We start from the raw sequence: 13,995 nt of genomic DNA, 5'->3' as shown, positions 1-13,995 counted from the left end.
CGCCCCCCGGCACTCCTGTGGAGGGTGCCGCGCCCGGTGTCACAAGGCGTGCGCGGCGGCGTGTCGCGGGGGCGCTCACACGCCTCCGAGCACGTTCAGCAGCAGGGAGCAGACCAGCGCCAGGACCAGGAAGGCCAGGTCGAGCCGGACCGACCCGAGCGTCAGCGGTGGCAGGAACCTGCGCAGGAGGCGCAGCGGCGGGTCGGTCACGGAGTACGTGACCTCGGCCACCACGAGGGCGAACCCCGACGGGCGCCACTCCCGTGCGAAGAACTGGACCCAGTCCAGCACGAGGCGCACGAGCAGCAGCAGGAAGAAGACGAGGACGACCAGGTACAGCAGGCTGCGGATCAGGTCCACGCGTCAGCTCTGGTTGTAGAAGCCGGAGCGTGCCGCCGGCTCCGGGGAGGTCGTGGCGTCGCCCGCGAGCTCGACGTGCGCGGGCGAGAGCAGGAACACCTTGCTCGTCACACGCTCGATCGCACCGTGCAGCCCGAAGATCAGGCCCGCCGAGAAGTCGACGAGACGCTTGGCGTCCGCGTCGTCCATGTCGGTCAGGTTCATGATCACGGGCGTGCCCTCACGGAAGGCCTCGCCGATCTTGCGGGCGTCGTTGTACGACCGCGGGTGGATGGTGGTGATGCGGCGCAGGTCGCCCGCCTCACGCGGGGCGGGCGCCGCCTGCACACGCGGTGTGCGGTGCAGCGGCATCACCTGTGCCTCGTAGGTGTCCTCCGGCACGGCGACCTCCGCCTCCTCGTACTCCTCGAGGTACTCCTCGTGGTCGGACCGGTCGTCGGCCAGGCCGAGGTACAGCATCGTCTTGCGCAGCGCTCCGGCCATCGCGTCGTCTCCCATCCGCCGGGCCTCCCCGACTCGTGCGGCCCGCCTGACCACCCGGGCACCGCCGGTCCGGCCGGTGCCGGTGCGGTGCGGGAGTGGTGTCGAAACGTCCCAGCGCTGGTCACGCTAGCAACGGGTGGCAGCAGCGGCCCGCCGACACGCGGGCGTGTCGCGAGCGTGTCGCGACCTCACCCGCTCGCCACGCCCGGGGTGTCGAGCAGCCGCACGACCCCGGCGAACCGGCCGGTCGCACCGATCCCGTCGTGCACCGCGCGCCGGTGCGAGTAGAGCGCGGCGTCGCGGTACGTGTCACGCCCGTCCACGTGGACCGCGGACGGCGCGAGCCCGCAGCGCAGGAGGACGGCGCGCACGCCGGCGGCGAGGTCGACCGCGGGCGTCCCTGCCGGGGTGAGGCACGCGGCCTCGGGCACGACGGCGGCGACCTCGTCACGCATCGCCGCCGGGACCTCGTAGGACGTACCCGCGATGCACGGCCCGATCGCTGCGGCGACGCGTGCCGGGTCGGCGCCGTCACGCACCATCGCGTCGACCGTGGCCTGCAGCACGCCGGCGACCAGGCCCTGGCGTCCCGCGTGCGCGGCTGCGACGACGCGCGCGACGGGGTCGGCGAGCAGGACGGGTGCGCAGTCCGCGACGTACACCGCGACCGCGACGTCGGCCGACCGTGTCACGAGGCCGTCCGCCCGTGTGCCGTCGACCACCTCCTGCGGGACCCGCACCACACGGGCACCGTGGACCTGCGTCGCGAACACGACCCGCACACCCACGCGGTGCTCGAGCGCACGCCGGTGCGCCGTCACCGCGTCCGGGTCGTCACCCACCTGCAGGCCGAGGTCGAGACCGCGCCACGGCCCCACGGAGGTCCCACCCGCACGGGACGTGAACCCCGCGAGCACGCCGGGGCCGAGCCCGACGACGTGGAGAGGAACGTCGTCGAGCGGCCCCGGGCGCTCCTGCACGCGTCCTACTTGAGGAAGTCCGGCACGTCGAGCTCGTCACGGTCGCGCCGGGTCTCCTCGGCGAGCACCCGCGGCACCTCGAGCGGTCCGGTGGCGGGGGCGGGCTCGCCCTGCGAGGAGAGGAACGCCGGCACCTCGGGACGCGGGGCCTCCCCCGGGCGACCGGCGGTGCGGACCGTACCCACGGGGACCAGGTCCTCGTCAGGGGCGTGGACCGGACGCGGCGTGGGCACCGAGGAGGCGCTCGGCAGGGCCGTCACGGGCGCCACCGCGGGCACCTGGCGAGCCGTCGCCCCGCTCACCTGGCCGAGCGCGCGCGCGTCCCGACGGACCACCGGACCGCCGTTGTCGAATCCGGCGGCGATGACCGTGACCCGGACCTCGTCGCCGAGCGCGTCGTCGATGACCGCACCGAAGATGATGTTGGCCTCGGCGTGCGCGGCCTCCTGCACGAGGCGCGCGGCCTCGTTGATCTCGAACAGACCCAGGTCGGACCCGCCCTGGATCGACAGCAGGACGCCGTGCGCGCCGTCGATGCTCGCCTCGAGCAGCGGCGACGAGATCGCCATCTCGGCCGCCTGGACCGCACGGTCCTCGCCGCGTGCGAAGCCGATGCCCATGAGGGCCGACCCCGCGCCCTGCATCACCGACTTCACGTCGGCGAAGTCGAGGTTGATGAGGCCGGGGGTCGTGATCAGGTCGGTGATGCCCTGGACGCCGGACAGCAGCACCTGGTCCGCCGAGTGGAACGCGTCGAGGACCGAGACCGACCGGTCCGAGATCGACAGCAGCCGGTCGTTCGGGATCACGATGAGCGTGTCGACCTCGGCGCGCAGCGCGTCGATGCCCGCGTCGGCCTGGACGGAGCGCCGGCGGCCCTCGAACGTGAAGGGCCGCGTCACGACACCGATGGTCAGGGCCCCGAGCGAGCGGGCGATCCGCGCGACGACCGGGGCGCCACCCGTGCCGGTGCCGCCACCCTCGCCGGCGGTGACGAAGACCATGTCGGCGCCCCGCAGGACGTCCTCGATCTCCTCGGAGTGGTCCTCGGCGGCCCTCTTGCCGACCTCGGGGTCGGCACCGGCGCCGAGCCCGCGCGTCAGCTCCCGGCCGACGTCGAGCTTGACGTCGGCGTCCGACATGAGCAGGGCCTGGGCGTCGGTGTTGACGGCGATGAACTCGACACCCTTGAGGCCGACCTCGATCATGCGGTTCACGGCGTTCACGCCGCCCCCGCCGATGCCGACGACCTTGATGACCGCCAGGTAGTTCTGCGGAGCTGCCACGGTGGGTGCCTCTCGTTCGCGGGTCGCGGCGTGCCGGGCCGCTGGTGCTCGTCCCGACACGCAGGACGCGGGTCGTGCTGGTGAACCTTCACCCTCAAGTTGAGGGTTAGAGTTATGTCAGATGTGCTGTCGAGTCGTGACGCTAGGTCGCGTCCGCCGCCGGATCAACGACCGCCCCCGCGTGTCGTCGGTTCGTCCTGCCGACCTGCGCCAGGCCGCGTCGTCGGACGGGGCGACGCTCACCGGGTGATGGGCATCCGCGGGGCCGACACGTCGAAGACGGTCGCCCCGGCGGCCTCCGGCGCCGAGCGCAGGGCCGTGAGGACCGCGATCTTCAGCGGCGTCTCGTCTGCGCTCCCCCAGTCGATCCGGGCCCCGCCGTCACGCAGCTGCATCGTGACGGTGTCCTGCGTGCGGGCCGCCACCGACCCCACCTGTGCCAGCAGGTCCACGGGCAGCTGCTCCAGCACGCTCAGCACCGCCGCCAGCGTCCGCTGGTCCCCGAGCGGGACGTCGACCACCGGCAGGCCGTCCGGAGCCACGTCCGCACGACCCACCTGGACGCCCTCCTCGTCCAGCAGCACGAGCCCGGCGTCCGGCGCTTCCTCAGGCACGGCCGCCACCGGCTCGCGGGACACCAGCTGGACCGCCAGCCCGTGCGGCCAGTCGCGGACCACGCGCGCCTCACGCACGCCCGGCACCTCGAGCACCTCGTCCCGCAGCCGGACCGTGTCCAGCCGCGGCAGCGGCGTCCCCGAGCGGTCCGCAACGACCGCGAGCACCTGGTCGACCGCCACGACCGTGCCCGCGCCGCTGACCTCGACCTGGGTCGGGTCCAGCGCCAGGACCGGTGAGACCAGCAGCAGCCAGCCGAGGGCACCGACGCCCACGACCGCCGCCGCGGACCCGACCACCTGACGACGTGCCAGGTTGCGGCGTGCCCTGGCGCGCTCCGCGAACCGCTCGCGCGAGGTCGTCGACACGACCGCCGGACGGACGGGCCCCGAGAACCGGCCGACGGTGTACGTCGTCACCGTGCGCGTCGGCCCCGTCGCGGGCGGGGGCGACGCGGACGAAACCGGTGGTCTGACGCCGGGCGACGCGGTGGCCGCGGCGCCGTCGCGGCGCTCCCCGGCCCGGCGCGGCGTCGCCGGGGGCGCGCTCTCGGCGCGGGCCGTGCCCGCCGCCGTGCGCGGGACGGCGGCACGCGGGACGGCCGCGCGAGCAGCGCGGCCGTCGACGTCATCCGGTGCGGTCGGCGGTGTCGCCTCCGGGGTGGCAGCGGGCCGGCGGGTCGCCGCGCGACGTGGCGGGACCGGGCGTGCGGCGGGCGACGGGCGTCCCGGGCGCGGGGCCGGTGGACGCTGCGGGCTCACGGCCGCGCACCGCCCGGGTGCTCGGACACCGCCGCCCCGGCGTGCGGTGCTTCCGGGCCGCCCGGGGCCTGGAGCCCGGCGTCGCGGGACGCGAGCTCGTCGAGCACGACGTCCGCGAGCTCCGTCACGTCACCCGCACCCACCGTCAGCAGCAGGTCACCGGGCCGCGCCAGCGCGGCGACCGCGCGGGCAGCCGCCACCCGGTCCGGGACGAACACGGCCTTGCCCGGCGTGGGGACGTGGTCGGCGACGAGCGCACCCGTCACGGACGGGTCGGGGTCCTCCCGAGCCGCGTACACGTCGGTCACGACGACCGCGTCGGCGAGGTCGAACGCCTCGCCGAACTCGCGGGCGAAGGTGCGGGTCCGCGAGAACAGGTGGGGCTGGAACAGGGCGAGGACGCGACCGTCGACGACGACCTGCCGCGCGGCGCGCAGGAGCGCCGCGACCTCCGTCGGGTGGTGCGCGTAGTCGTCGACCACGCGGACGCCGCCGGCCGTCCCGCGGTCCTCGAACCGTCGTCCGGTGCCGACGAAGTCGTCGAGCCCGGCGGCGGCCTCCTCGCTGCTCACGCCGAGACGCCGCAGCGCACACCACGCCGCCGCCGCGTCCAGGGCGTTGTGGGCGCCCGCGACCTGCAGCCGGAGCATGACCGGCGCCTCGTCGCGGGGCGTCAGGACGACCTGCCAGCGTCCGTCCGCGGTCCGCGTGCTCTCGCCCACGTGGACGTCGGCGTCCGGCGTGACGCCGTACGTACGCACCGCCACGCCGCGCGCCGCGAGCCGGTCCCGCGCCGCCTGGACGAGCCGCACCGCACCGGGGTCGTCGGCGCAGGCGACGAGCAGCCCGCCGTCACGGACCCGGTCCGCGAACCGCTCGAAGGCGGCCTCGAAGCGCTCCTGCGTGCCGTAGTGGTCCAGGTGGTCCGGCTCGACGTTGGTCACGACGGCCACCAGCGGCTCGTACGCGAGGAACGACCCGTCGGACTCGTCGGCCTCCGCGACGAACGGACCCTCCCCGTGCCGCCAACCACCCAGCGTGCCGCCCGTCGCGCGCACGACGCCGCCGATCGCGAAGGACGGGTCCGTCCCTGCGTGGACCAGCGCGGCCGCCACCATCCCGGACGTCGTGGTCTTGCCGTGCGCGCCGGCGACGGCGACAGCGTCGCGGTCCGCCATGAGCGCCGCCAGCGCCTCCGAGCGGTGCAGCACCGGGATGCCCCGCTCACGCGCACGGGCCACCTCGGGGTTCGTGGCCCGGACGGCGGACGAGACGACGAGGCAGTCGACGTCCTCGACGTGGTCCGCGGCGTGCCCGACCTGGACCTCGACGCCCGCGGCACGCAGGCCGGCGAGCGCGGGGCCGTCGTGGGCGTCCGACCCGCTGACCCGCAGGCCGCGCGCGGCCAGCAGCGGTGCGACGGCCGACATCCCGGCGCCACCGACGCCCACGAGGTGCACGCGGCCGAGGTCGGCCAGCGCCACCGGACCGCGCTCCCCCGGGTCGGCGACGGCCGGCGCGTGCGCCGTCACGGACGGCCGGGGCGGCGCGGCCGCACGGACGCGCGCCGGCAGCTGCGCCTCGACGAGCGTCGCGACCCGGGCGGCTCCGTCGCGCACCCCGACACCGGCCGCGGCCTCACCCATGCGCGCCCGGGTCGCCGCGGCGTCACCCGTGCCGAGCAGGACCGGGACGTGCGCGCGCACCCAGTCCGGTGTCAGGTCGCGGTCCTCGACGAGGATCCCCCCGCCGGCGGCGACGACGCCGGCCGCGTTCAGCCGCTGCTCACCGTTGCCGATGGGCAGCGGGACGTAGACGGCGGGGATCCCGAGGGCCGCCAGCTCGCAGACGGTGCCCGCGCCGGAGCGACCCACGACGACGTCGGCGACCGCGAGCGCGCGGTCCATGGCGGTCAGGTACTCGACGACGTGGTACCGCTCGGCGCCCGGCACGCCGGCGAGCGCCGCGTGGACGTCGTCCGCCTTGCCGCGGCCCGTGAGGTGGAGCACCTGCGCGCCGGTGGCGAGCAGCTCGGCCGCGGCGCCCGACACCGCACGGTTGACGCTGACGGCGCCCAGCGACCCGCCCGTGACGAGCAGCGTCGGCAGGCTCGCGTCCAGCCCCAGCGCGCGTGCGCCCGCGAGCCGCGTCGCGGCCGGGTCCGACGCGCGCGCGACCAGCAGCTCCTGCACGGCGGTCCGCAGCGGCAGGCCCGTCACCTGGGCGTGCGGCAGCGCGGTGCCCTCGAAGGTCACAGCGACGGCAGCGGCCCACCGCGCGCCGACCCGGTTCGCCAGCCCCGGGCGTGCGTTCTGCTCGTGCACGACCACGGGGACGCCCCGGCGGCGCGCCGCCAGGTACGCCGGGGTCGCGACGTAGCCGCCGAACCCGACGACGACCTGGGCGTCGATCGCCTCGATCGCGTCCTCGGCGGCGCTCACGGCCGCACGCAGCCGCCCCGGCAGCCGCAGCCAGTCGGGCGTGGGGCGGCGCGGCAGCGGCACGCGCGGCACGACGGCCAGGTCGTAGCCGTGCTCGGGCACGAGCCGCGCCTCGAGCCCTTCGGCGGTGCCGAGGACCGCGAACGTGCCGTGCGGGTGGCGCCGGCGGAGCTCGTCGGCGACCGCGAGCAGCGGGTTGACGTGGCCGGCCGTCCCGCCGCCGGCCAGGAGCACGGAGGTCGCGTCAGCCACGGGCCCGTCCGATCACGGCGAGCGAGCGGCGCACGACCGACGCCCGTGCGGCGAGCGCCTCGGCCGCACCCGGCTCGGTGCGCGCGAAGGACAGCAGCAGCCCGAGCGCCGCCATCGTCATGATGAGCGCCGAGCCACCCGCCGAGACCAGCGGCAGCGGCACCCCGATGACGGGTGCGAGCCCGATCACGACGGCGATGTTGACGATCGCCTGCCCGATGATCCACGCGAAGATCGCGGCGGTCGTGATCTTGACGAACGGGTCCGGGTGCCGGCGCATCACGCGCACCATCGCGAAGGCGAGCAGCGCGAACAGACCCAGCACGAGCAGGGTGCCCACGAGACCGAGCTCCTCTCCCAGGATGGCGTAGATGAAGTCGTTGTGAGCGGCCGGCAGGTACGACCACTTCTCGGCGCTCTGGCCCAGGCCCACGCCCGTCCAGCCTCCCGTCGCCAGGCCGTACCCGGCATGCAGGCTCTGGTAGCACTCGTTCTGCACGTCGCACTCGGACGACGACAGCAGCGACATGATCCGGTTGACGCGGTTCTCGCTGCCCACGACGAGCAGCGCGACGCCACCGGCCGCCAGGGCCCCGGCCACGCCGAGGATGCGCAGGGGCACGCCCGCGACGAACATCGCCCCGGCCACCAGCAGGCACATCACCATGGCCGTCCCCAGGTCGTGGCCAAGCAGCACCACGCCGATCGCCACGCCCGCGACGGGGATGACGGGCACGAACGCGTGCTTCCACTCGTGCACGAGCGACAGCTTGCGGGTCAGCACCGCGCCGATCCAGATCGCCAGCGCGACCTTGATGACCTCGGACGGCTGCGCCATGAACCCCGGGAGCCTGACCCAGTTGCGGTTGCCGCCCTCGCCCGCGCCCAGCGGCGTGAACACCAGCATCTGGAACCCGATCGCGAACAGCAGCGCCGGCCACGCGGCAGCCCGCACCACCCGGACGGGCAGCCGTGACATCACCACCATCACCGGCAGCCCGATCAGCGCGAACCGGGCCTGGTTGAGGAAGACCGCGTACGGCGAGTTGCCGGCGGCGAGAGACTCGACGCTCGAGCTCGACAGCACCATCACCAGGCCGATGGCCAGGAGCAGGAGCGTGGCGCCCAGGAGCACGTAGTAGCTCGTCACCGCGGAGTTCCAGGTGCCCAGGACCGACGCCTCGGGTACCGCGGGCGAGCCACCCGGAGGCGTCACCGCCCGGGCGGGCGCCGTGCGCGGCCGTGCGACCGCGGTGCTCACGGCCGCCCCTCCTGCAGCCGCTCCCGACCGGCGTCGTCGGTACCGCCCAGGGCGCGCACTGCGGCCGCGAACGCGTCGCCGCGTGCCGCATAGGACGTGAACTGGTCCATCGACGCGCAGGCGGGTGCGAGGAGCACCGTGGTGGGCACACCGGCCGGCGCGCCGGCCGCGAGCCGGCGCGCGCTGTTCACGGCGCGCGTCATCACGGGCTCAGTCTCACCGGCGTCCACCTCGATCACCGGGACGTGCGGCGCGTGTCGGGCCAGGGCGTCGCGCAGCGGCGCCCTGTCGGTGCCGATGAGCACGACGCCGCGCAGGCGGTCCTCGCGGGTGCGCACGAGGTCGTCGAACTGTGCGCCCTTGGCCAGCCCGCCGGCGATCCACACCACGGAGTCGGGCCCGAACGCGGCGAGGGACGCCGCAGCCGCGTGCGCGTTGGTGGCCTTCGAGTCGTCGACGTAGGCCACGTCATCGAGGCGTCCCACGGTGACGATGCGGTGCGCGCCGGGGGCGAACTCCCGCAGCCCGTCGCGCACGTGCGCCGGCTCGACGCCGTGCGCGAGCGCGAGCGCCGCCGCGGCGAGCGCGTTGCGCACGACGTGCGGCGGGACGACGCCGCCCGGTCCGGCGAGCTGCGCGAGGTCGGCGAGCGTGCCGATCTCTGCGGCGTGGGTGTGCCGCAGTCGGGCGAAGCCACGATCGACGAGCACGTCCTCGACGAGGCCCACCTGACCGACTGCCGGCGAGCCGAGCGTGAACCCGACCGCCACGCACCCGTCCTGGACGTCGGCCTCGCGCACGAGGCCCTCGGTCACCGGGTCGCTCACGTCGTAGACGCAGGCGACCTGGGCGCGCTCGTAGATACGTCCCTTGTCCGCGGCGTACGCCGCGAGGGACCCGTGCCAGTCGAGGTGGTCGGGTGCGACGTTGAGCACGGCCGCCGCCTGCGCCGACATCGAGTGGGTGTGGTGCAGCTGGAAGCTCGACAGCTCGACGGCCAGCACGTCGAGCGCCGGGTCGACCGCGGCCAGGACGACCGGGGTGCCGACGTTGCCGACCGCGAGCGTGCGCCGTCCGGCCGCCCGCAAGATCGACTGGAGCATGCCCACCGTGGTGGTCTTGCCGTTGGTGCCAGTCACCGCGAGCCAGGGTGCCGGCTGGCCGTCCCCACCGTCACGCGGGACACGGACCTGCCACGCCAGCTCGACCTCGCTCCACACGGGGACGCCGCGGTCCCGCGCGGCCGTCAGCACGGGGTGCGCGGGCGCCAGGCCGGGGGACGTGACGACCAGGTCCGCGCCCGCCAGGCCGTCGGTGACGAGCGCCGCCGCGTCCATGACGTCCGCGTCGGTCGCGCGCTCGTCGAACGTCACGACACGGGCACCGCGGTCACGCAGGACCTGCGCGGCGGCCTGCCCGGAGATCCCGAGGCCGGTCACGAGGACGGTGCGACCGTCGAACCGTGCGTCCACCTACTGCGCCACCCATTCCCCGTAGAAGATGCCGACCCCGAGCGCCACGAAGAGGCCGGCGATGATCCAGAACCGGATGACGATGGTGACCTCGCCCCACCCCGACAGCTCGAAGTGGTGGTGCAGCGGTGCCATCTTGAACACGCGTTTGCCGGTCATCTTGAAGAAGCCGATCTGGATGACGTCCGACAGGACGATCACCACGAAGAGACCGCCGATGATCGCCCCGAGGATCTCGGTGCGCGTGAGGATGGTCAGCGCGGCGAGCGCGCCGCCGAGCGCCAGCGAGCCGGTGTCGCCCATGAAGATCTTGGCGGGGCTCGCGTTCCACCACAAGAACCCGAACAGCGCACCGGTGATCGCGGCCGCCACGACCGCGAGGTCGAGCGGGTCGCGCGTCTCGTAGCACCGCGGCCCGGCGGACAGGATCGACTGGCACGTCTGGTTGTTCTGCCAGACGCCGACCAGCACGTACGCGCCGAACACGATGAGCGACACGCCCGTCGCGAGCCCGTCCAGCCCGTCGGTGAGGTTGACCGCGTTCGACCACGCCGTGATGAGGAAGTTCGCCCACAGGACGAACAGCACGAGCCCGACCGTCACGCCGGCGAACGCCAGGTCGAGGTTCGTGTCACGGACGAAAGAGATCCGCGTCGAAGCCGGCGTGCGGAACTGCTCGTTGGGGAACTGCAGCGCGAGCACGGAGAACGTGACGCCGACGACGCCCTGCCCGACGATCTTCCACATCGGGCTCAGCCCCAGGGAGCGCTGCCGGGAGATCTTGATGAAGTCGTCGAGGAAGCCCACGACGCCCAGGCCGGTCATGAGGAACAGCGCGAGCATCGCCGACGCGCTGGGAGGGGTGCCCGTCAGCAGCAGGCCGCACACCCAGCCGATGAGCGTGGCGCCGATGATGACGACCCCACCCATCGTCGGCGTCCCGCGCTTGGTGAAGTGCGCCGTCGGCCCGTCCTGCCGGATGAACTGCCCGTACTGCCGCCGGACGAGGAACCGGATGAACAGCGGCGTGCCGAGCAGCGCCACGAGCATCGAGATGCCACCGGAGATGAGGACGGCTCTCATGCGTCACCCGCCACCAGCCGGTCGCCGAGCTGCCACAGCCCGGCGCCGTAGGAGGACTTCACGAGCACGACGTCTCCCGCTCTCAGCTCGTCCGCGAGGAACGCGGCCGCTGCCTCCACGTCGTCGGCGAGCACCACCTCGTCGCCCCACGACCCCTCGTGGTTGGCGCCGTCCCGGATCGCGCGCGCGCCCTCGCCGACGACGACCGTGAGGTCGATGTTCAGCCGCACCACCAGGCGACCGATCGCGTCGTGCGCGGCGCGGTGCTCGTCGCCCAGCTCCAGCATCTCGCCCAGGACGGCGACCGACCGGCGCTCACGCCCTGCGATGACGGCGAGCGCCTTGAGGGCAGCGCGCATCGAGTCCGGGTTGGCGTTGTAGGAGTCGTCGACGACCGTCACGCCGTCGGCACGGTCCACGACGTGCATGCGGTGCGGCGACAGCGCGTCGGCCTGCGACAGCCCGGACGCGATGTCGTCGAGGTCCAGACCGACGGCGAGTGCCGCGGCGGCCGCCGCGAGCGCGTTGTGCACGTGGTGCTCCCCCACCAGGCGCAGCGTGACGTCCCGTGAGTGACGCTGGTCCCCGACGACGTGCACGAGCCGGAAGGACGCCCGACCGAGCGCGTCGAGCCGCACGTCCTCGACGCGCACCTCGGCGTCCGGCGCGGCACCGAACAGCACGACGGGTCCCGGTGCCTGCGCGGCCATGGCGCGCACCCGCGGGTCGTCGCCGTTGAGCACGGCTGTCCCGTCGGGCACCAGTCCGGCCACGATCTCGGCCTTCGCGCGGGCGACCGCGTCGATGCCGCCCCCGAAGCCGCCCAGGTGCGCCTGCCCCACGACGAGCACGACCGCGACGTCAGGAGGTGCGATGTCGGTCAGGTAGGTCAGGTGCCCCGGACCGCTGGCGCCCATCTCGAGCACGAGGAAGCGGGTCTGCTCGTCGGCCCGCAGCACCGTCAGCGGCAGCCCGATCTCGTTGTTGAAGGACCGCACCGGTGCGATCGTCGGACCGGCCGACCCGCACAGCTGGGCGAGCACGTCCTTGGTGGTCGTCTTGCCGACCGAGCCCGTCACCCCGATGACCCGCAGGCCGCTGCCGCCGGGCAGCGACGCCGCGTCGCGCAGCCGCACCAGCACGTCGCGGGCCAGGTCCCCGAGCGCCGCCTCGACGTCGGGGACGACGACGCACGGCAGGCCCGGCAGGGCTCGCGCGGCGAGCACGAGGCCGGCCCCGGCCGCGACGGCGCCTGCCGCGAAGTCGTGCCCGTCGACGTGCTCACCCGGCAGCGCGACGAACAACCCCCCGGGCAGCACCTCGCGCGAGTCGGTGACGACGGGTCCGGTCACGACGTGCTCGGGGGCGATGTCGCTGAGCGCGCCGTTCGTGGCGGCCGCGATCTCGGCCGCGGTGAGGGCGATCACGCGTGCTGCTCCCGGCCCTCGGCACGGGCTGCGAGGAACACGTCTCGGTCGTTGTAGCGGTGGAACACCCCGGCGATCTCCTGGGTCGGTTCGTGGCCCTTGCCCGTGACGATCACGGTGTCGTCCGGACCTGCCAGACGAAGGGCGTCGCGGATGGCCTGCGCGCGGCTGGTCGCCTCGTGCACGTCGGTCATGTCGGGGCGCACGTCGCGCACGCCCGCGAGGATGGCGGCCCGGATGGACGCGGGGTCCTCCGAGCGGGGGTTCTCGTCCGTCACGACGACGACGTCGGCGAGACGGGCGCCGATCTGCCCCATGATCGGGCGCTTGCCCCGGTCGCGGTCGCCGTCGGAGCCGTAGACGAGCACGAGCCGGCCCGGCGTGATCGGCCGGACCGCCTCCAGGGCGAGCACGAGCGCGTCCGGCGTGTGCGCGTAGTCGACGATGCACAGCGGCCAGCCGTCGACGCGCTCGACGACGCGCTCCATGCGGCCCGGGATCGAGTGCGCGGCCGCCACCGCGTCGATCGCGGCGGGCAGCGGGACGCCCGCGGCGTGCGCGAGCACGATCGCGAGCGCGGCGTTCGACACGTTCACGAGTCCGGGCAGCGGGCTGTGCGCCTCGTGCCGGGCGCCGCCCGGTCCGCGCAGCACGAACCGCGAGCCGACGCCGTCGAGGCCGATGTCCGCCTCGACGACCGCCCAGTCCGCACCGCCGGCCACGGGGGCCCCGACGTGGGTGCTCACGGTCTCGACGGGGATCGGCGACTCCTCGGCGAGCCGACGGCCCCACGCGTCGTCGACGACGACCACGCCGCGGCGCGCCTGCTCGGGGGCGAACAGCCGCGACTTGTCGCGGAAGTACCCCTCCATGTCGCCGTGGAAGTCGAGGTGGTCACGCTGGAGGTTGGTGAAGCCGACGACGTCGAAGCGCAGCCCGCGCACGCGACCCAGCGCGAGCGCGTGCGACGACACCTCGGTCGTCAGGGCGCCGGCACCGCGCTCGTGCGCGACCGCCATCAGCGCCTGCAGCACGGGTGCCTCGACGGTCGTGCGCGGGCTCTCGACGGCGTCCTCGCCGATGCGCAGCTCCACCGTGCCCAGCACCGCGGTGCGGGCGTGCACGGCGCGCAGCGCCGCGTCGACGAAGTAGGTCGTGGTCGTCTTGCCGTTCGTCCCGGTCACGCCGATCGTCACGAGCCGCGACGCCGGGTCGTCGAGCGCCCAGGCGGTCACGGGGCCCGCGAGCGCACGCGGGTCGTCGGCGACGAGCACGGGCACGTCCTGCGGGACCGAGCCGACACCGTCGCGGTCCGTCAGGACCGCGACGGCACCGCGCGCGACCGCGTCCGCGGCGAACCGCGCGCCGTGCACCTTCAGGCCGGGGACGGCCACGAACAGGTCGCCCGGCTCGACGTCGCTGCTGGACATCGTCACACCGGAGAACGTCCGGTCGGCGGGGGCGGCGCCGCTCGTCGGGAGGTCGAACGCGGCTGCGAGGTCGTCGACCCTGCGGACCTGCGGGCGCTCGGGACGGAGCCGGCCCAGGGGGGACGTCATGGGGAGGAATCTACC

The 13,995-nt window shown here is 74.6% G+C and carries 11 protein-coding genes; all 11 read right to left on the bottom strand.

The annotated features are described in order from the left end of the window. Positions 1 to 75: 75 nt before the first annotated feature. Positions 76 to 360, bottom strand: a complete 285-nt coding sequence (locus NP048_RS07955; RefSeq protein WP_227577657.1) for a YggT family protein — start codon at positions 358 to 360, stop codon at positions 76 to 78. A 3-nt stretch (positions 361 to 363) separates the two neighbouring features. Continuing rightward, positions 364 to 843 (bottom strand): cell division protein SepF, encoded by a 480-nt coding sequence (locus tag NP048_RS07950; protein ID WP_227577728.1) that lies wholly within the window; start codon positions 841 to 843, stop codon positions 364 to 366. A 188-nt stretch (positions 844 to 1,031) separates the two neighbouring features. Beyond that, entirely contained in the window at positions 1,032 to 1,823 is a 792-nt protein-coding gene (pgeF, locus tag NP048_RS07945) for a peptidoglycan editing factor PgeF (protein WP_227577656.1), read from the bottom strand. Positions 1,824 to 1,828: 5 nt separating this feature from the next. Further along, positions 1,829 to 3,109, bottom strand: coding sequence for a cell division protein FtsZ (gene ftsZ / locus NP048_RS07940; RefSeq protein ID WP_227577655.1), 1,281 nt, complete (start codon positions 3,107 to 3,109; stop codon positions 1,829 to 1,831). 239 nt (positions 3,110 to 3,348) lie between these two features. Then, the gene (locus NP048_RS07935; RefSeq protein WP_227577654.1) at positions 3,349 to 4,143 is read right to left on the bottom strand and encodes a cell division protein FtsQ/DivIB; all 795 of its coding nucleotides are present in this window, start codon (positions 4,141 to 4,143) and stop codon (positions 3,349 to 3,351) included. 338 nt (positions 4,144 to 4,481) lie between these two features. Beyond that, positions 4,482 to 7,178, bottom strand: coding sequence for a UDP-N-acetylmuramate--L-alanine ligase (murC, locus tag NP048_RS19350; protein WP_308054106.1), 2,697 nt, complete (start codon positions 7,176 to 7,178; stop codon positions 4,482 to 4,484). After that, positions 7,171 to 8,439 (bottom strand): putative lipid II flippase FtsW, encoded by a 1,269-nt coding sequence (gene ftsW / locus NP048_RS07920; RefSeq protein ID WP_372456830.1) that lies wholly within the window; start codon positions 8,437 to 8,439, stop codon positions 7,171 to 7,173. Before ftsW ends, murC begins: the two co-directional genes overlap by 8 nt. Further along, entirely contained in the window at positions 8,436 to 9,911 is a 1,476-nt protein-coding gene (murD, locus tag NP048_RS07915) for a UDP-N-acetylmuramoyl-L-alanine--D-glutamate ligase (protein WP_227577653.1), read from the bottom strand. The genes ftsW and murD overlap by 4 nt, the downstream gene beginning before the upstream one ends. After that, on the bottom strand, positions 9,912 to 10,994 hold the full coding sequence (gene mraY, locus NP048_RS07910; RefSeq protein WP_227577652.1) for a phospho-N-acetylmuramoyl-pentapeptide-transferase: 1,083 nt from the start codon (positions 10,992 to 10,994) through the stop codon (positions 9,912 to 9,914). Beyond that, on the bottom strand, positions 10,991 to 12,421 hold the full coding sequence (locus NP048_RS07905) for a UDP-N-acetylmuramoyl-tripeptide--D-alanyl-D-alanine ligase (RefSeq protein WP_227577651.1): 1,431 nt from the start codon (positions 12,419 to 12,421) through the stop codon (positions 10,991 to 10,993). The genes mraY and NP048_RS07905 overlap by 4 nt, the downstream gene beginning before the upstream one ends. Further along, the gene (locus tag NP048_RS07900) at positions 12,418 to 13,980 is read right to left on the bottom strand and encodes a UDP-N-acetylmuramoyl-L-alanyl-D-glutamate--2,6-diaminopimelate ligase (protein ID WP_227577650.1); all 1,563 of its coding nucleotides are present in this window, start codon (positions 13,978 to 13,980) and stop codon (positions 12,418 to 12,420) included. Before NP048_RS07900 ends, NP048_RS07905 begins: the two co-directional genes overlap by 4 nt. Positions 13,981 to 13,995: the final 15 nt, after the last annotated feature.

The organism is Cellulomonas xiejunii (assembly GCF_024508315.1).
Taxonomy (GTDB): Bacteria; Actinomycetota; Actinomycetes; order Actinomycetales; family Cellulomonadaceae; genus Cellulomonas; species Cellulomonas xiejunii.
This window is presented reverse-complemented; position numbering and strand designations above follow the sequence as displayed.

Bases quoted from the DNA above. Each gene is read 5' to 3' on its own strand.
- NP048_RS07950 (WP_227577728.1), bottom strand. From the start codon at position 843: ATGGCCGGAGCGCTGCGCAAGACGATGCTGTACCTCGGCCTGGCCGAC.
- mraY (WP_227577652.1), bottom strand. From the start codon at position 10,994: ATGAGAGCCGTCCTCATCTCCGGTGGCATCTCGATGCTCGTGGCGCTG.
- NP048_RS07900 (WP_227577650.1), bottom strand. From the start codon at position 13,980: ATGACGTCCCCCCTGGGCCGGCTCCGTCCCGAGCGCCCGCAGGTCCGC.